The sequence below is a fragment of the Labilibaculum manganireducens genome (genome assembly GCF_002843385.1).
In the GTDB taxonomy this organism is placed as follows: Bacteria; Bacteroidota; Bacteroidia; order Bacteroidales; family Marinifilaceae; genus Labilibaculum; species Labilibaculum manganireducens.
On record NZ_MVDE01000043.1, the window covers coordinates 20143 to 40385 of the forward strand.

General features: G+C 36.3%; 12 protein-coding genes. 11 read left to right on the plus strand and 1 reads right to left on the minus strand.

The genetic code is table 11. The features are described from left to right. Positions 1–101 precede the first annotated feature (101 nt). The 4 genes from BZG01_RS19055 to BZG01_RS19070 all read left to right on the plus strand — a co-directional run bounded on the left by BZG01_RS19055 (position 102) and on the right by BZG01_RS19070 (position 8360). A complete protein-coding gene (locus BZG01_RS19055; protein WP_101311434.1) occupies positions 102–2651 on the plus strand; it encodes an NACHT domain-containing protein in 2550 nt (849 codons plus the stop codon). Between the two features lie 184 nt (positions 2652–2835). Beyond that, positions 2836–6840 (plus strand): hypothetical protein, encoded by a 4005-nt coding sequence (locus BZG01_RS19060; protein WP_101311435.1) that lies wholly within the window; start codon positions 2836–2838, stop codon positions 6838–6840. Positions 6841–6876: 36 nt separating this feature from the next. Beyond that, the gene (locus BZG01_RS19065) at positions 6877–8109 is read left to right on the plus strand and encodes a nucleoside recognition domain-containing protein (RefSeq protein ID WP_101311436.1); all 1233 of its coding nucleotides are present in this window, start codon (positions 6877–6879) and stop codon (positions 8107–8109) included. A 44-nt stretch (positions 8110–8153) separates the two neighbouring features. Further along, positions 8154–8360, plus strand: a complete 207-nt coding sequence (locus BZG01_RS19070; RefSeq protein ID WP_156196232.1) for an RNA-binding S4 domain-containing protein — start codon at positions 8154–8156, stop codon at positions 8358–8360. Positions 8361–8450: 90 nt separating this feature from the next. Here the strand turns inward: BZG01_RS19070 and BZG01_RS19075 are convergent, their stop codons facing one another. Next, on the minus strand, positions 8451–8834 hold the full coding sequence (locus BZG01_RS19075) for an SRPBCC domain-containing protein (protein ID WP_101311437.1): 384 nt from the start codon (positions 8832–8834) through the stop codon (positions 8451–8453). A gap of 219 nt (positions 8835–9053) precedes the next feature. Between BZG01_RS19075 and BZG01_RS19080 the strand changes: the two genes are divergently transcribed. From BZG01_RS19080 to BZG01_RS19115, 7 genes are all read left to right on the plus strand, one after another. Beyond that, positions 9054–10352 (plus strand): dihydrolipoamide acetyltransferase family protein, encoded by a 1299-nt coding sequence (locus BZG01_RS19080; RefSeq protein WP_101311438.1) that lies wholly within the window; start codon positions 9054–9056, stop codon positions 10350–10352. A 3-nt stretch (positions 10353–10355) separates the two neighbouring features. After that, entirely contained in the window at positions 10356–12452 is a 2097-nt protein-coding gene (locus tag BZG01_RS19085) for an alpha-ketoacid dehydrogenase subunit alpha/beta (protein WP_245870433.1), read from the plus strand. 124 nt (positions 12453–12576) lie between these two features. Beyond that, positions 12577–13086 carry a flavodoxin gene (locus tag BZG01_RS19090; protein WP_101311439.1) on the plus strand — a complete coding sequence of 170 codons (510 nt, stop codon included), beginning with the start codon at positions 12577–12579 and terminating at the stop codon, positions 13084–13086. Positions 13087–13754: 668 nt separating this feature from the next. Continuing rightward, positions 13755–15935 (plus strand): S9 family peptidase, encoded by a 2181-nt coding sequence (locus tag BZG01_RS19095; protein WP_101311440.1) that lies wholly within the window; start codon positions 13755–13757, stop codon positions 15933–15935. A 484-nt stretch (positions 15936–16419) separates the two neighbouring features. Then, complete coding sequence (locus BZG01_RS19105) at positions 16420–16797, plus strand: NifB/NifX family molybdenum-iron cluster-binding protein (protein WP_101311442.1); 378 nt, start codon at positions 16420–16422, stop codon at positions 16795–16797. Positions 16798–17163: 366 nt separating this feature from the next. Then, entirely contained in the window at positions 17164–19125 is a 1962-nt protein-coding gene (locus tag BZG01_RS19110; protein WP_101311443.1) for a GNAT family N-acetyltransferase, read from the plus strand. Positions 19126–19146: 21 nt separating this feature from the next. Next, the gene (locus tag BZG01_RS19115) at positions 19147–19686 is read left to right on the plus strand and encodes a hypothetical protein (RefSeq protein ID WP_101311444.1); all 540 of its coding nucleotides are present in this window, start codon (positions 19147–19149) and stop codon (positions 19684–19686) included. The last annotated feature ends 557 nt before the right edge of the window (positions 19687–20243 follow it).

Sequence of the window (20243 nt, forward strand, 5' to 3'; positions counted from 1 at the left end):
TTTATTGTCCCTGAAGATAAATTGTGGATTGTCGCGATGAGATTTCTTATTTACTTTCATCCGAAATTTGATTAAGATCACTCCAATATACTATTACGACAATGATTGAACGACTGAAATCGGAAGTTTTAAAGAAGTTTGGTTCAGAGCTATTGTATACTAAAGCGTGTCGTATTTTGGCTGATGAAATTTGCGAGGAAACCGGATACCGGATTAGTACTACCACTATTCGGCGAATTTATGGATTCTTAAAAACAAGGACTACTCCAGCAAAATTTACATTGAGTACACTTTCCATTTATGTTGGTTATTCAACTTGGGAGCAATTTTGTGCTTCACAGGGTGGTACTATAAAATCTACTTATAAGAAAAAAAGAAATTGGAATGATTTATATGAAAAATCACTCGAACTCAGTAAGGAAACGTATCAATTAGTTGCCGGGCAATCAGGTATTCCATTTCATTCAGTTGTTAGTCGGTTTCATGCCGAAGAAAGAATTAGATGTTTTTTGAATTCATCGAAAATGGCAACTGGTTTTATTGCTCCGGGAGGTTTTGGCAAATCCACTATGTTAGCCAAGTGGTTCGAGAAAAATTGGATTAGAAAACAAAGTGATGATGTCATTTTATATCTGAATGCATCATTCATGCTTAGTTTTATAAATAAGGATTTCAGCTTGGATCGTTGGATTCAGGATCAATTAGATTTTACAGAGAAGGATACTTTGAAACATTTTCTTGAAAATCCTAAAGATTGTGACGCTCGAATAATATTTGCCATCGATGCGCTTGATGAAATCACATATGATAATATTAAACTAGAAAGGCTGTTTCTTCAGATAAAACAGTTTATATCAAATTATAAGGATTCTGATAAGATAAAACTAATAATAACTTCCCGTTGCTCAACTTGGGAGAAATTTGCCTTACCATTTGTAATAAAAGGAAATGCTATTCAAAATAGTTGGTATGAGCTGGGTTTGAAAGTAGATTCTCAGGATTATCAGAATCTATATCCTTTAACAAATGATGAAATTGAATATGTTATTGATCGTACAATCAATAATAGTTTTTCGACTCAATTTTCAGTTAAGGAATTGTCCTTCCAACAAAAGAAAATGATTTCTAATCCTTTTTATCTGGAATTATTCGTGAAATTATACAATCCGAATAAGCATTATGGCAATAATCAGGGGCAAGAGTTGTTAAATGAATTTTTAAGAAACAAAGTGTTTTATTCCAGATTTTCGGAAGAGAAGATGGATATTTTATATGGTATTTTGAAATTGATTGAACATGGGAAGAATGGAGTCGCTGCAAAAAAAATGGAATTGCGGGATGCTTTTCCAATCCATCTGAAAACTGCAGGGAATTACTTTTGTGCCTATGAGGAATTAATTTCATATGGTTTGTTAACCGAATTTATCACCATAAATGAACACAATAGTTATTGTAAGTATGTGAAAATTACCAGTGAGTCCTTATGTGAGACTTTGATTGGTTTTAATCTCATTCAGCAAAACGGAGGGGTTGATTTTCAGCTGATTAAAACTGTTGAAGATGAGTATTCTGGTTTTGATATTAAAAATAGACTAATTAGCTTTTTATACACGAATGCTTTCTATAATGGGAAACATCTGGAATTAAAAAACTTTTTTGAATTAAGTGACGAGACACTTTCAGATCGTGAGGTGATTGATACCGTTCTTAATTCAGCGATTTATTCAGATGATCGGAAAATAGAGTTAATGGAACATTTTGCAACACAGAAACGAGCTGAAAAGTATCTGTTTAAGGATTTTCCAGATATCTATAATATTAGTAAAGGAGATAAGGCTATATTAGAAATTTTTGCAAAAAAAGGACAATCTAAAAGTGTACGAATAAAGTCACATTCACTGTTGCTGTTGAATTCTGTATTTACCATGGATATAGAGAATATAGAACAGTATTATCAGGAATTAAATGCAGAAGAGATTGATTTGTCATGCACAGGAATTGATATCTCAATGAGGCTTGCCAGTATTTTGATTTACAATCATTTCATCAGTAAGGAATCTAATGAAATTGAGATTTTAATGATGTTTTATCACAGGGAAATGGCTTATAATCATCTGGATGATAATTATTCACTTAATGGTGAATTTGAGCTTGTTATTTGTATGGTATTGATTTATATGAAATCCTTTCATAAGGTTCTTCAATTAATTGATGATGTTGAGCATTTGTATAAAACAACTGAGTCGAAAAAATCAAGTTTAAATTACAGAATTCTGCAATGCTATAAATTATCTGCGCAGCATAGTTTAGGTATGGAAATGACTAAAACTCAAATTGAGTTTTTAAAATCATGCGAAAGTGAAATATTAGCTTCAAAAAATTATTTCCTGCAAATATATTATCATTCGTTTCTTAGTTCTGTTCAGTTTTCAGAAGGGAATCGCGTTCAGGTGGAAAGACATTTTAATTCAGCTATGGAAATTTGTGATGAAGCTAATTACAGATTGTGTTCTTTAGGAATCCTGAAGAAAATGGTAATATATTATAATGAATGGGGTGAGAAAACAAAAGAAAGCATTTGTTTATCGGAAGAAAAGGATATTTTAAGAGATGTCAGCTCAATATTTGATATGGAAACTCTTTTTGTTTAGAAGTTTAGAGAAATATTTGATAAAGCTGTTTGCAAGTGCAAATAGCTTTATTTAGTTTATAATCCTCTGTTTTCATTTCAAAATTTTAACTTTACCATTATTGCATTAGATTTTATTAATTTGCAAGAAGAAGTGGCTGATAAGTCTATTTTTTTTATGATAAAGTAAAAGCGTTTTTTTTGATATGAATAATCCTTCAAAATTTCACATATTAACAGTTTTTTCTATTTTTTTATTCTTTCTGTGTTGTTTTCCTGATTTCGCTGTTGCTCAGGATAAATATTCAATTTTCGGAAAAGTAAAGATTGAAAATGGAAGTATTGAGAATACTCGAATTACCATTTTAAAAAATGCAGAAAAGATGGAGTCGGGAATTGTTGATAATAGTGGTAAGTTTGAATACGAATTGGATTTTGGAAATGAATATATTTTCGAGTTTTCGAAAGAGGGATTTGTTACCAAGAAAGTTAGCATTTCCACTTTTGTACCATTAGATATTCTTAGCAGGGACAATCAATTTCCACCCTTTAAATTTATGGTTTCCTTATTTCCAGCTTATGAGGGGCTTGATCTTTCCGTTTTTGATCAACCCATGGGAATGATCATGTACGATAAGGAATTAGATGACTTCGATTATGATCGGGATTACGATGCGCAAATTAGAGATGCAATTAAAAAAGCTGAGGAAGAAGCCAAAAAAAGAGCGGCAGAGTTAGAGGCGCAAAGATTGGCAAAAGAACGAGCTTACAAGGCGGCGATTCAAAGAGGTGATGTTAATTTTAATGCAAAAAAATATGATCTGTCGAAAGCAGGCTATAATGAGGCTTTGGCAATTATGCCTGATGAGGATTATCCAAAAGCACAATTGCAAAAAATTGATGAATTGATAGGGCAGGAGCTGGCTAATGCGGAGGAAAAAGCCCGTCTCGAAGCAGAGCAAAAAGCCTTGGAAGAAAGGTATTTAGCATTAATCACTCAAGCTGATAACCAATTCGGGACAAAGGATTATAAACTTTCTAAAGCGAACTATACAAGTGCTTTAGAAGTAAAACCAAACGAAGCATATCCTAAAAACCAGATTCAGAAAATTAGTGATTTATTGGCGCAACAAGCACAGTTAGATGCCGATAAAAAAGCTATGGAAGAGAAGTATGCATCAATAATTGCAATTGCTGATTCGCAGTTTTCAGATGGAGACTATCAGTCTTCCAAAACAAATTATGCAGAAGCTTTGAGTTTGAAGACCGGAGAGGTTTATCCAAAATCGCAAATTCAAAAGATTGATGGGATCTTGGCAGACCAGCAAGCTGAAGCTGATGAGGCTGCTCGCTTGCTTGCTGCAAAGAAAGCCTTGGATGAAAAATATGCATCGATCATTAATTTGGCTGATTCTCAGTTTTCCTCCGGCGATTATCAGTCCTCGAAAAACAGTTATTCAGATGCTTTAAGTTTGAAATCTGAGGAGGAGTATCCAAAATCTCAAATACTGAAGATTGATGGGATCTTAGCAGATCAGCAGGCTGAAGCTGATGAGGCCGCTCGCTTGCTTACTGAAAAGAAAGTCTTGGATGAAAAATATGCATCGATCATTAGTTTGGCTGATTCTCAATTTTCATCCGGTGACTATCAGACTTCAAAGTCTACTTATTCAGATGCATTGAGTTTGAAAGCAAACGAAACATATCCAAAATCTCAAATCCAAAAAATTGATGGGATATTGGCAAAGCAACTGGCTGAAGCTGATGAGGCCGCTCGCTTGCTTGCTGAAAAGAAAGCTTTGGATGAAAAATATGCATCGATCATTAGTTTGGCTGATTCTCAATTTTCAGCCGGCGACTATCAGACTTCAAAGTCCACTTATTCAGATGCATTGAGTTTGAAAGTAAACGAGACATATCCAAAATTTCAAATTCAGAAGATTGATGGAATATTGGCACAGCAATTAGCTGAAGCTGATGAGTCCGCTCGCTTGCTTGCTGAAAAGAAAGCCTTGGATGAAAAATATGCATCTGTTGTTGCGTTGGCCGATTCACAGTTTTCATCAGGCGATTATGATTCTGCAAAAAACACATACAAGGATGCGTTAAATTTAAAGTTGGCAGAGATGTATCCAAAAACTCAAATTCAAAAGATCAATGAGATATTGGATGCTCAGCAAGCGGAAGCTGATAAGGCTACTCGTTTACTTGCTGAAAAGAAAGCCTTGGACGAAAAATATGCATCTATAATCAAATTAGCCGATTCTCAATTTTCATCTAATGATTATCAGGCTTCTAAAACAAGTTATTCCGATGCTTTAAGTTTGAAGATTGACGAAGTTTACCCTAAATTTCAAATCCAAAAGATTGATGACATATTGGCAAATCAGCAAACTGAAGCGGAAAATGCAAAACGTTTGTTAGCTGAGAAAAAAGCCCTGGATGAAAAATATGCATCTGTCATTAAGTTGGCTGATACCCAATTTTCATCAGAAGAATATCAATCAGCCAAAACCAATTATACGGAAGCTTTGCGTTTAAAAGCTGGAGAAGTGTATCCCAAAACTCAAATTCAAAAAATTGATGAGTTACTGGCTAACCTACAGGCAGAGGCTAATGAAGCAGCTCGATTGGCATCGCAAAAGAAAGCTTTAGATGATAAATATGCATCAATTATTGCGTTGGCAGACTCTCAGTTTTCCAGCAGTGATTACCAATCGTCTCGAACGAGCTATACGGATGCTTTAGAATTAAAGGGGAAGGAATCTTACCCAAAGGCACAAATCCAAAAAATTGATGATATTTTGTCTGAACAGAAACGTTTGGCCGAGGAAGAAGCTAGATTGGCTATAGAGAAAAAGGGACTGGATGAAAAATACAATTCATTTATTGCTTTAGCCGATTCTCAATTTTCTTCAGAATCTTATGAATCAGCGAGAAAAAACTATATTTTGGCTTTAGAAATCAGGAGTAATGAAAGTTATCCAAAAACTCAGATTCAGAAGATTGACGACATCGTGAAACAGCTGAAAGCCAAGGCTGAAGAAGAAGCCAGAATTGCTGAGGCTTTACAAGCCACTGAAAGAGAGTATAGTAATTGCATCGCTCTTGCTGATAAATATTATGAAGGAAAAAGATGGCAATCTGCAATTGGGGAGTATGAAAAGGCTCAAAAGCTGAAGCCAAAGGATGTTTATCCTCCGAATCAAATAGAAGAAATTAAATTGATATTGAAAGAGTTGGAGAGGTTGGAAGAGGAAAAATCAACATTACAGTATCAGTACAAAGCTTTGCTTGAGGAAGCAGATCAGTTTTTTGGCCGGGAAGACTACATAGCCGCAATTGGAAAGTATCAGGGAGCATTGGATTTAAAACCAGCAGAATCTTATCCTAAAAATCAGCTAAAGAGAATTGAAGTATTACTGGAGCAGCAAGCAAGAGAAGCTGAAAAGTTGAAAGAGTTGAATCGTTTATATGGCGAGGAAATAAAATTAGGAGATAAATTTCTGAAAGAAGAGCAATTTAGTGTTGCACGTCATCATTTCAATTCAGCACTTAGTATGAAGCCGGAAGAGGAGTATCCTAAGCAGAAATTGGAAGAGATTGAGAAATTAGTGGAAGCTTTAAAGCTGGCTGACAAGGAGGTTGTTTCAAACAACCCAACTAATTTTGAGAAAAAACTATCTATTGCAAAGGAACGGGAATATGCATCAAAAATTGCAAAGGCTGATGATTCATTTAACGCATCGCATTTTACGGTAGCGAAGGTGATGTATGAAAGAGCTCTTGAATTATTCGATAGAGATTATCCTAAAAAGAAATTAAAGGAAATTGATAAATTGATAAGAGAAGGTAAGAATTCTGAACTAACAGAGGAATATCGTAAGTTAATTGCCCGAGGTGATGAAGAGTTGACTAAAAAGAACTATTCCGTAGCAAAATTCTATTATCAGAAAGCCAAGGACTTAGATACTTCTGAAAAATATGCCAATAAGCAATTGGATAAAATTGAGGAGTTTATCAATTCGAAGAAAAATCAGAAGCTTGAGGCTGAGTATAAAAAAGTTGTTACCCAGGCAGATGAAGCATACGATAAGGGAAATTATTCTGTTGCCCGTTTCTATTACAGAAAGGCTGAGAATTTGAAATCGAATGAGTCTTATCCAAAAGAAAGATTGGAATTGATACAGGAAAACCAGAGAAATAAGTAGTATTTAACCACATTTTAATACATTAAAAATAAGTTTATGGCCTTAAATTACCTTTGGATTTTCTTTTTTGTTGTTGCTTTTGTTGTTGGATTGATCAAGTTGATCGTTTTTGGTGATATGGAGGTATTCCCTAATATGGTAAACTCCACATTCGATATGGCTAAAACAGGTTTTGATATTTCTCTTGGCTTAACAGGTGTTCTAACCTTGTGGTTAGGAATAATGAAAATTGGGGAAAACGGAGGAATTGTAAAAGTTTTTTCCCGTTTAATCGGTCCGTTTTTCAACAAGTTGTTTCCTGAAATACCCAAAGGACATGCCGCACATGGTTCAATAATGATGAATTTAGCTGCAAATATGCTCGGTTTGGATAATGCAGCTACGCCATTAGGATTAAAGGCTATGAAGGAAATGCAGTCTGTTAATCCATCGGAGGACACCGCATCCAATGCACAAATTATGTTTTTGGTGCTGAATACTTCCGGATTAACGATTATTCCAATATCCATTATGGTTTACAGGGCACAATTAGGAGCTGTGAATCCTTCTGATATTTTTATACCTATACTACTGGCAACTTATTTTTCTACACTGGCCGGTTTGATTAGTGTTGCCATTGTGCAGAAAATAAAACTATGGGATAAAGTTGTTTTGGCTTATCTGGGAGGATTAACTGTCTTTATTATAGGGTTGATAACTTATTTCTCAAGCTTGGAAAAGGATCAGATAACTCAGATTTCTACCGTAGTTAGTAACGTATTCTTATTCTCAATTATCATTGCATTTATACTTTTGGCAGCACGAAAAAAGGTGAATGTTTATGAGAGTTTTATCGATGGAGCAAAAGAAGGATTTTCAATTGCCATTAAAATTATTCCTTATTTGATTGCTATTTTGGTTGCAATAGGTGTGTTTAGAGCTTCAGGAACCATGGATTTGGTGATTGAAGGAGCGCGGCGGTTTTGTCTTTTTGTTGGTGTAAATTCCGATTTTGTAGAAGCCTTGCCTACCGCATTAATGAAACCATTGAGTGGTAGTGGTGCCAGAGGAATGATGGTGGATGCGATGCAAACGCACGGAGCAGATAGCTTTGTTGGCAGACTGGCATCCACATTGCAGGGAGCCACAGATACTACTTTTTATATTATTGCCGTGTATTTTGGAGCTGTGGGAATTAAGAATACCAGATATGCTGTTACTTGTGGATTAATTGCAGATTTTGCCGGTATTGTTGCCGCCATAGCAATTGCTTATTTGTTTTTTCATTAAGAGGCGAAAAAGATTACTTTTGCGATTCAAATTACTAGATAGGTATGATAAAATTTAAGATTGAAACTGAATATATTGAGTTGATTAAGTTGATTAAAGTGACTCGTATTAGTGAAAGCGGCGCTCAGGCTAAGATTTTTGTTGAAGATGGAATTGTATTTCGAAATGGAGAAGTGGAAACTCGTAAAAGAGCAAAAATTCGTCCTGGTGATAAAATTGAAATTTTCGATGAAGTGATTATTGTAGAATAATTCTTCTGAAAAATAGAAAAAGCGCAGGTACTTTTAAAACACTTGCGCTTTCTTTTTGACCATAAGTTAAGGGCTGCTGGCCAAAATCTATTAATAAAACTCTAAAAAGTTTTTAACCGACCCTAAATAGTAATCTTTCCAACCTTCAACAATCTCATCGTAAGCTTCATCGGGTATATTGGTGTGAGTCAGTTCAATCCGAGATCTTGAACCTGCTTTTTTAATCAGCAAGGTCACAATAGATGGACTTTCGGTTTCTCCAAAGAACCATTCCTGAACAATTTTATAATCTTTTACAATTTCCAGATTAACACCCGTAATATCTCCTTCCCAAAGAGAGAAAACAGTGCCTGTATTTTCATCCATTACAGCAGGATAACCGGTCCAAAGTTCAATTTGAAAGGAATTGGTTAGGGCATTATATACTTCCTCCTGCGTGGAAGTGATTTCTAGGCTAAATGTGAATTCTTTCATTTCATGTTATTTTTCTGTCTCAAAATTAACCTGAATAATAAGAATGTGGTAACTTTTATAAAATAATTTTATCCACATCAAGGAAATCTATACGATAATAAAAAATTGTAATGTAGAGATTGCAATTATTCTAAGCTTTAATAAATCTAAATAAGAATAAATTTTTATATTTGTATCGAAACATTTAAATATGATTATAAATATTAAACTATAAGTTATATGTCTAGCTTTGAAATCATAATGCCTAAGTTGGGCGAGAGCGTACAAGAAGCTACTATCACGAAAATGTTCGTGAAGTTGAATGATCAGGTGGAAGAGGATGATATGCTTTTTGAAATTGCAACTGATAAAGTGGATTCTGAAATACCTTGTCCGGTAGACGGAAAAGTAATTGAAATCCGATTTAAAGAAAATGATGTTGTTCCTGTTGGCGAGGTTGTTGCGATCATTGCCTTAGGTGATGCAGATGATGTGGAAGAGCCGGTTAAGGCAAGTGCTGCCACTTCTGTATCCGAAACAATACCTCAAGAAGCAGCAGGAAGCGTAAGTACCTCTGATATTCAATCTGCTTCAGGCCGATTTTATTCTCCGCTTGTGAAAAGCATTGCGAAAAGTGAAAATATTACTGTTCAAGAGCTGGAAACAATTACCGGACATGGTACCGAGGGAAGAGTTCAAAAACAAGATGTTTTGGATTACTTGTCCAGTCGCAACGGAACAACTGTTTCTGCTCCTGAAGTTAAAACAGTTTCTGCTCCTGGTCCGGCTCCGGCAGCTGAAAAACCAAAAGTATCCATGTCGATCGGAGCACAGGATCAGATTGTGGAAATGGACCGTATGAGAAGAATCATTGCCGATCATATGGTGATGTCGAAGCAAACATCTCCGCACGTCACTGCAATGGTAGAAGCCGATGTTACCGATATGGTTAATTGGAGAAATAAAGTAAAAGATGAATTCTTTAAAAAAGAAGGAACTAAGATTACTTACATGCCAATTATTATTGAGGCTGTTTCTAAAGCTTTACGTGAATTTCCGGGAGTGAATGCCTCTGTTGACGGATACAATGTTATTCTGAGAAAGAATATTAATGTTGGTGTTGCGGTAGCTCTGCCAAGTGGAAACCTAATTGTTCCGGTAATAAAGAATTCAGATCAGAAAAACCTAATTGGTTTGGCAAATGACATGAATCGTTTGGCAACCGATGCACGAAATAATAAATTAAATCCTGATGATATTCAGGGAGGTACGTTTACTATATCGAATTTTGGATCCTTCAAAAATGTAATGGGTACACCAATTATCAATCAGCCGCAGGTTGCTATTTTAGCTGTTGGAACCATTGAAAAGAAACCTGCAGTAATCGAAACTCCGGCCGGAGATGCAATTGTAGTTCGTCAGAAAATGTTCCTGTCTCTTTCCTACGACCACCGGGTTGTTGATGGAGCTTTGGGTGGAGCTTTTTTACGAAAAATTGCAGACTATTTGGAAGAAATTGATAGTAACAGAGCATTTTAAATCATGGAAACACTGGAAATAACATCCGTAGAAAGTACTACGGACAAAACTGATAAGATGACTGAAAGTAAAAAGTTTAGCATTAAAAAAACCTCAAAGGAATTGCTTGGTCGTTGGTTTCATTTGATGACTTTGGGCAGAGCATTGGATGAGAAAGCACCCAATTACCTAAAGCAGGCAATTGGCTGGTCTTACCATGCTCCTTATGCCGGTCATGATGGAATTCAATTGGCTGTTGGGCAGGTATTCGATCGTAAAACAGATCACCTGTTCCCTTATTACAGAGATATGCTGACCTCTATTTCGGCGGGTTTAACTGCTGAAGAGATCATTTTTAACGGGATATCAAAAGATACTGATGTAGCAGGTGGCGGTCGTCACATGTCGAATCACTTTGCAAAGCCGGAATGGAATGTTCACAATGTATCTTCCTGCACAGGAAATCATACTTTGCATGCAGTAGGTTTAGGTCGCGCAGTAAAAAAATACAAGCACAAAGGAGTTGTAATTAGTTCTCAGGGAGAATCTTCGGTATCGGAAGGATATGTTTACGAGGCTATTAACGGAGCAACCAATGAACAGCTTCCTGTAGTATTTGTATTTCAGGATAACGGATATGGAATTTCGGTTCCAAAGAAAGATCAGACAGCGAACAGAAAAGTTGCTGATAACTTCCGTGGAATGAAGTATTTGAAAATTATTCATTGTAACGGAAAAGATGTTTTCGATTCGATGAATGCGATGACTGAAGCAAAACAAATTGCATTGGAGACTTCAACTCCGGTAATTGTTCAGGCCAACTGTGTTCGTATGGGCTCGCATTCCAATTCCGATAAGCACGAGTTGTACCGTGATAACGCCGAATTAAACTACGTTACAGAATACGATCCATTGGCGAAGTACCGCAGATTGTTGGTTCGTTACAAGCGTTTTACGGAAGAGGAATTGTTGGCTATTGAAGCTGAAGTGAAACTGGAAGTTAAAAAAGCTCACAAAGCTGGTTTGAGTGCACCGGATCCTGATCCGGCATCCATTCACGATTTTGTGATTCCGGAACCTTATGTTTCTGAGAAATATCCGGAAGGATTGCACAATTTCACCGGCAACAACAAAAAGTTGATTGAAGGATTGAATGAGACACTAAAAGCAGAATTCCGTTTAAATCCGGATACTTTTCTTTGGGGACAGGATATTGCCAATAAAGATAAAGGCGGGATTTTTAATGTTTCCAAAGGGATGCAGCAGGAATTTGGTAAAGACAGGGTATTTAATGCTCCAATTGCGGAAGATTACATCATGGGAACAGCAAATGGAATGAGCCGTTTCAACGATAAAATCAGAATTGTTGTTGAAGGAGCAGAATTTGCTGATTATTTTTGGCCTGCAATGGAGCAGTTTGTAGAAACAACTCACGAATATTGGAGAACAAAAGGACAGTATTCACCGAATATCACAGTGCGTTTAGCATCTGGTGGATATATTGGCGGCGGATTGTATCACTCGCAAAATATTGAAGGAGCTTTGGCAACTTTCCCAGGTGTTCGAATTGTTTACCCATCGTATGCCGATGATGCCGCAGGATTGTTGCGAACCAGCATCCGTTCGAAGGGAATGACCGTATTTATGGAGCCTAAAGCTTTGTATAACGATCCTAAAGCATCGGCGGCAGTACCAGAAGACTTTGAAGTTCCGTTTGGAAAAGCAAGAGTAAGAAGAGAAGGTGCTGATTTAACGATCGTAACTTATGGAAACACAACTCATATGTGTGTTGAGGTTGCCGATAAGTTGGCCGAAGATACAGGAAAACAAATTGAAGTAATTGATCTTCGTTCACTGGTGCCATTGGATACAGAAACAATTCTAAAATCGGTAGCAAAAACCAATAAAGTAATGGTTGTTCATGAAGACAAAGTGTTTTCAGGATTTGGAGCTGAAATTTCGGCAACAATTACCGAACAGGCTTTCAACCAATTGGATGCTCCGGTAAAGCGTGTTGGATCTGAATTTACACCGGTTGGCTTTAATCGTATATTGGAAAAAGCAGTTCTTCCTAATAATGATAAAATTTACGCAGCAGCTAAAGAGCTAATTGATTTCTAATTGATAGAAATTGAGTAAATTAGTTAATGTGTGAATGAGATAGTCTTCACATTCTTAAAAATAATAATTTACGGAGCTGTAAATAGTCTGGTTACTATCTACTCTGTTCTAGATACTTAAAACGATGAAAAAAATAGGTTTATTCTATAGTTTCAATACGAACAAAACAGCTAAGAATGCTGAAAAAATAAAGAAAGCTTTTGGAACTTCTGCCGAAGTAGAAAGTGTAAATGTTGAGGAAGTTGATGAAGAAATTTTTCTTGCCTACGATAATCTGATATTAGGTGTTCCAACCTGGTTCGATGGTGAATTGCCAAACTACTGGGATGAGTTTATGCCTGCTGTTGAGGATCTAAAACTAAAAGGCAAAACAGTTGCTTTGTTTGGTTTAGGCGATCAGGTCGGATATCCTGAAAATTTTGTAGATGCAATTGGTCTTTTGGCAATTGCACTGGAAGAACGAGGAGCAAAGGTTATTGGACTGACTTCTCCGGAAGGCTATAAATACGAAAAATCGCGTGCTTTACGCGATGGTAAGTTCTTAGGTTTGGCTCTCGATATCGAGAATCAGGCAGGTTTGTCAAACGAAAGAATTGAAGCTTGGGTAGAGCAATTAAAAAAAGAGTTTAAGTAGATTCCTTTATTGTAATTAAATAGTTGACAGGCTTCCCCGAAAGGGGAAGCTTTTTTTTGGAAAGTGAATTGATAAACTAAAAATTGTTGTGCCACACTGCCGCACATGTCGTAGTACGGTACTATACAATGGTCGTGGTGTGGTACCATCAGTAGTCGTGGTAGTAGTCAGATGGTAGTCGTGGTACGATACTATTAGTAGTCGTGGTAGTAGTCAGATGGTGGTCGTGGTACGATACCATTAGTAGTCGTGGTAGTAGTCAGATGATGGTCGTGGTAGTAAGGCAACTATTAATTTGGTACTTTATCTGTTCGGTTTTATTCATTTGTATTACGTAGAACGATTTTAAATCAGGCCTGTAGTTGGTCATCAGAAATAGGAGTTCGGAAAAAAGTTATAGATTTACTTCACCTACAAAAATTTATGAATAGAATTGTTCCCATACTACACAAACATTCCTACAAAGGTCTCTACGAATGCTGGATTTGTTAATCTGGTCTTTACCTTTTATATTCAATCCGAGGTTTTTATCTAAGCCTTACCACCTAAAAATCATACTTGTTTGATGATATCCTGCTCGATATCAATTGATGTGACATTTACTATTTTAATGCCACATCAGTAGATTGCGGTATTTGACTCAAAACTCAACAAACACTAAAAAAAACATGAAAAAATTAACACTATTTCTATTTGCTCTGTTAAGCCTGACTCTGGTGCAGGCACAAAAGAGCTTCACGCTCGAAGACATCACAAACAATGGCACTTTTCGTGCCCGCTCTGTTTACGGATTACGTTCCATGAATAGTGGAGAATCTTATACCGTTTTAAAACATGGAATCCGAATTGAAAAGTTTTCTTACGCTACAGGTGAATCTGAAGAAATAATTTTCGATTTGGCAGAAGTTGGCACTGATAAAATTAAAAGAATAGATTCTTACCAGTTTTCTTCCGATGAGCGTAAGATTTTGATTGCAAGTAATCGTCAGAATATTTACCGACATTCTTACTCAGCAGAATTTTATGTGTACGACCGCGAGAAAAAGACTTTGGAAGCTTTGTCGGCAGGCAGACAGCAATTGGCTGATTTTTCACCTTCCGGCGATCAGATTTGTTTTTTTCGAGACAACAATCTCTTCATAAAAGATCTTCAGAAGAAGAAAGAGGTTCAGATTACATTTGATGGAAAGTACAATCACATTATTAACGGAGCGCCCGATTGGGTTTATGAGGAAGAGTTTTCCTTCAGTCAGGCTTACCAATGGTCGCCCGATGGCAAGCGAATTGCCTTTATGCGTTTCGATGAGAGCAAGGTGAAACAGTTCAACATGACTGTTTTTAAAGGAACCAATCCTGAGAAAACAGAGAATGCCTTGTATCCCGAAAATTATACGTTTAAATATCCAAAAGCAGGAGAAGACAATTCTATTGTGAGTGTTCATGTTTACGATTTGCAATCGGCACTAACTAAAACAATGGATGTTGGAGAAGAAACCGACCAATACATTCCAAGAATGCAATGGACACAAGATCCGAAGGTGTTGAGCATTGTCAGAATGAACCGCCATCAGAATCATTATGAACTTTTGTTGGCTGATGCAGAAAGCGGAAAATCCAAATTATTGTACGAAGAGAAGAACGAAGCATGGATTGATATTAACGATGATTTGAGCTTTTTGAAGGATGGAAAACATTTTATTTTCACCAGCGAAAAGTCTGGATTCAATCACATTTACCTGTACGATTTGCAGGGAAATCCGGTAAAGCAAATAACCAATGGCGATTGGGAGGTTACTCGATTTTTAGGTTACGATGAGGCAAGCAAACTATTTTACTATCAGGCAGCATCCGTGTCTCCTTTGCAACGCGAAATTTATGCTGTAGATATCAAAGGAAAGAAAACTACTTTGCTTAGCGCGGATAAGGGAAGTAATACTGCAAATTTTAGCAAGGGATTTAAATATTACATCAATTATTTTTCGAGTAATGAGCAACCTGTTTTGGTGACTTTGCACAATGCAAAAGGAAAATTGATCCGCACGTTGGAAGACAACCAGGACCTTAAGAAAAAAATGCAGGAGTATCAGTTGCCCAAACGTGAGTTTTTCAGCTTTACAACCTCCGAAGGTGTAGAGTTGAACGCCTGGATGATGAAGCCGGTTGGTTTCGACAGCAACAAGGAATATCCTGCTTTACTTACCTTTTATGGCGGTCCGGGCTCTCAGGAAGTATTGGATCGCTATAGTTTCGATTGGTCAGATTATTTGGCACAAGAAGGATTTGTAGTGGTTTGTGTTGATAACCGGGGAACAGGTGGCAGAGGAGAAAAATTCAAGAAGTGCACCTATATGCAAATTCAGAATCTGGAAGCCATCGATTTAATCGAAACAGGAAAGTACATGGCAAAACAACCTTTTATTGCGGCTGATAAAATTGGCGTATATGGTTGGAGTTTTGGCGGACAAATGTCCTCTTTGTGTATGTTTCGCGGTGCAGATGTGTTTGCTGCAGGAATTGCTGTTGCGCCGGTAACTACCTATCGTTATTACGATAGTGTTTATTCGGAAAGATACTTGCGTACACCGCAGGAAAATCCGAAAGGATACGATGAATATGCTCCTATCTACTTCGCAGATCAATTAAAAGGGAAATTCTTGCTGGTACATGGAACAGCTGACGACAATGTGCACATGCAGAATACTCTGGAGCTGGCCGAAGAGCTGGTTCAACACAACAAAAAATTCCGGATGCATTTGTATACCAACCGAAATCATGGCATTTACGGCGGAAATACCCGTTTTCACTTGTTTGGTATGATGACCGATTTTTTAAAGGAGAATCTAAAATAGAAGATTAACACAAAGAATTTGTCAAAGGAAAATAATATTTCAGCCCGGAGCAACAACTTCGGGTTGTTTTTACCGGGGAATCCGCCGCGAAATGGAATTGATAAAAAGTTAATCTAAAATTGATAATAAGAACATCTGTTTGTATGCCGCAAACACGATATTTGAATTGTCCTCTTTTCTGAAATTTACCTATCAGATTATTATTTAGTTTAGAAAATGTTGTTGGAGAGCTCTCGTTTGAGGGCTCTTTTTTTGCATTAAAACATAGTAATAAAGATTGCTTTGGGTGTGAAATTTTAAATTTGGGATATCTCATAACTTGTGAAGTTCATTTTCACATTCAATGCTATACAAACAGGAAGGCTTATCTCCTTATTTGGAATTATTCTGAGAATCAAAGCCCGGAGTTCTAACTAATGTTTTATTAATTTTATAAAACAAAAGGATAAGATACTTTTGTTTTAAATCAACTAATAAAAATAAAATGAAGATAGCAGTACCAGTAACAAGCAGCAGAGAAATCGATGGTCATTTTGGTCATTGTGAATTTTACAATGTGTTTGCAATTTCAGAAAACAAGGAAATTGTTGATGTACAAAAGATGGAATCACCACAGGGTTGTGGCTGCAAATCGAACATTGCATCGGTTTTGGCTGAAGCGGGCGTAACGGTAATGCTTGCCGGAGGAATTGGCAACGGAGCAATTAATGTGTTGAACAATTCAGGAATTGAAGTGGTTCGAGGCTGTTCAGGCAATGCAGAGGAAGTGGTTAAGCTGTATGTTGCAGGTCTGGTAAGTGATAGTGGTTCGAGTTGTCAGCATACTCATGGCGAAGGAGAAGATCATCAATGCAGTCACTAAAATTCTTTGTTTAAGAAGAAAATTGCGGGAGTAGAAAGAACATATTTTGCAGTTTGGCCGGGCAGCATACTCAAAAACCAGTTTAACGATAAAGTAAGCTGTATTTAAATAGTGGTCAATGCAACTGTTTTGTATAAGTAAAGAGGTTTATAGTCAGCACTATAAATCTCTTTTTTGCAGTGGGAATAAGTGTTTGTTAAATAAGGACTTTTTTAGGGATTATATTGGGTGAAAATATTTGCAAAATTGTAAATCTTCAATCACTTTTATTATTTAATTTGTAGTGGTAAATGTTATTTGTATTTAAATTAAGAAGTAAGGTTAGTCCATTATTAATCAGTGTTATAAACGACTGTAAGAAGTGTTATGAATGTTAAGATAAGAAAGTCCGACATCAATGATTTTAATTTTTTAGTAAAATTAGAAGAGGAGTCTTTTCCTGCTTTTCAGCAAAGTACAAAACAGAGTATCAAGCATGGTATTCAAAGTGAGTTTCAGGAGATATTAATCGTTGAAACAAAGGATAAGAACAGAGCGCCGATTGGTGCTTTGGTTTTGTTTAAATACAGTAAATCATTACGCATATACTCTATAGCCATATTGCCCGAATACCAAAATATGGGATATGGTGATTATTTACTTAAACATGTATTTGAATTTGCCAATCGTCAGAATTATGAAAAAATATTGATTGAAGTAAGTGCCAAAGACACAAAACTAATAGACTGGTATAAGCAAAGGGGATTTAATTCTTTCGAAAGAATAGCTGACTATTACGGCGAAGGAGAGGATGCTGTGAAAATGGAGTTTAAAACCAATATTGCTTCATGTTCTCATAAAACAACCAATATTATTGTAATTAATCAACCTTATAAATGGACATTTCCAGATATAAATGCGAAGATTATTACAGTTAAGGAATATATCAATAACCCAGTATATCAGACAAATACTGATTTCAGAATCTTTAACTTGTGCAGCAGTTATAAGTATCAAAGTTATGGCTATTATGTTTCTTTACTTGCTTCGGCCCGCGGGCAGCGGATTATACCAAGTACAATTACGATTCGTGATTTTCGTATCGTGAACGTGATTCATTCCATTGCTTATGATATTGAGGAATACACCAATAAATCACTGCATAAGGAGAAGGGAAATACTTTTTCATTGCATATTTATTTTGGACAAACAAATACCAAAGGTTATAATGCGCTGGCGGCTAAGCTTCATCAATTGTTCGAAGCACCTTTGTTCAAAGTGGATTTTATTAAGCATGATGAAAAATGGATTATTAAAAAAGTACAGGTTTTAACCCTGAATAAGGTGGCAGAGCAGGATTTAAATTCGGTGTATGAATTTGCCAAAAAATATTTCAATAAAAAAAGATTTCACAGCACTAAACTGGTTAATTACAAGTACGATATAGCTGTACTTGTAAATCCTAAGGAAGAGAATTCACCTTCTTGCCCTAAAGCATTGCAGAAATTTAAAAGTGCGGCCAATCGCAGAGGATTGTATTTGGAGTTTATAACAAAGCAGGATATTGATAAAATCAATGAATTCGATGCTTTGTTCATTCGGGAAACAACAAGTGTAAATGATCATACTTATGAATTTTCGCGTACAGCTTATGCCGAAGGTTTGGTTGTTATCGATGATCCCTGGTCTATTTTAAGGTGTTCCAATAAGATTTATCAGAATGAAATATTTAAGAAGCATAAATTATTAACGCCTGAAACAGAGGTTTTCACCAAGAATCTATTTGATCCTAAAGTTTTGAATCAAATGAATTATCCCTTGGTGCTAAAACAGCCCGACAGTGCTTTTTCATTAGGGGTGATAAAGGTTGAAGATAAAGTGGAAGCCCGTGCCGAAATAAATAAGCTTTTTAAAATTTCGGATATGGTTGTTTGTCAGGAATTTCTTTACTCCGATTTCGATTGGCGAATTGGAATTATTGATAATACGCCACTGTTTGCCTGCAAATATTACATGTGCAAAGATCATTGGCAAATATACAATTGGAAAGGCGAAGAGGAAGATAAAACGGGTAATTCCGAAACTGTCAGCATTGAATCGGTTCCTGAAATTGTGGTGCAAACAGCCTTAAAAGCATCTGCTTTAATAGGAGATGGTTTGTACGGCGTAGATTTAAAAATGATAGATGGTAAAGTTTATGTGGTTGAGGTAAATGACAACCCAAATATAGATGATGGCATTGAGGATTTTGTGTTAAAGGATCAACTGTACGACACAATTGTAGATTCGATATATCAGAGAATAGAGATTGCAAAAAATGTGCAGCGAATAGATTTCAGACGAAAATAAGTATCAAAAAAACAGGTTAAAATGAAAACAAAATTTTTGCTGATTATGCTGTTCATAGTCTGCACTATATCAGGTTACTGTCAGCAATCTCCTAAAGAGTATTTGGAAATTTCGGTGGATGATTTGATTGCTAAGGCAGATCAATACGAAAACAAAAATGTTGAGGTCATTGGGCTTATTGTGCACATGTGCGGAGTTGATGGAAAGAAGATGAAATTGAAATCTCCAAGTGGTGCAATTTTAAAGATTGTGCCTAATGATCCTGAGGAAAGTTTCGATCCGGCATTTAAAAAGCAATTGGTTTGTGTGCAGGGATTGGTGGAAATTACACGCATAGAAAAGGCTTATGTTGACAAAATGGAAAAAGAGGGAACATTGCTTTGTCATATCGATCATACTCCATGCAAAGACAAACTTTGGGTGAACAATAAAATTGAATCTGGTGAGGATATTGCGATAGTAAAAAAAGACATTGTTAATCTTAGAGAACAATTGCAGGAAAAGGATGATATCAATTTTGTTACTATTCGGTCCGTGAAAGTGAAATTGTTAGACGAATAACTTCATAAACCATTATTCCCGTTTAAAAGATATGAAACGTCCATGACAAGGATGTTTTGACACACAGGAAGATGATTCTATAACCATATGACATATGAAAAATAAGAAGGAGGATAGTATATTGCAAACGGTAATTAAAGAACCGTCCCATGGTTATACTGATAATTATTCAATCTTCAATAAATACTCAAAAGATTAAAAAAAATACAGGAACTGTCTATATGCCAATATCATCACGATATTGGCATATTTTAGTATGTCGGGCATGGTAACGTGCTATCAAGATGAAACGTTCTTGAGTTCGCCGAGTTGACAGGAAGAACTAGCAATTGGCAAGGGTGTTGGGGGCGACCCCAAATCTGAAGGAAGCCATCAGCAAAGTCATCGTTCTAACGAACAGAAACTTGATATAAGGCTTATTAGTGTGGGTAACCGAGCTATGGATTGGGAAAACCCAAAAGTCAACCGTAACCACTAAGAGTAAATCAAGTAGGACGTGACGAAAGTACGTTATCTTATCCCGAGAGATCTCATAACCTGTTGTCCAAAACAACAAA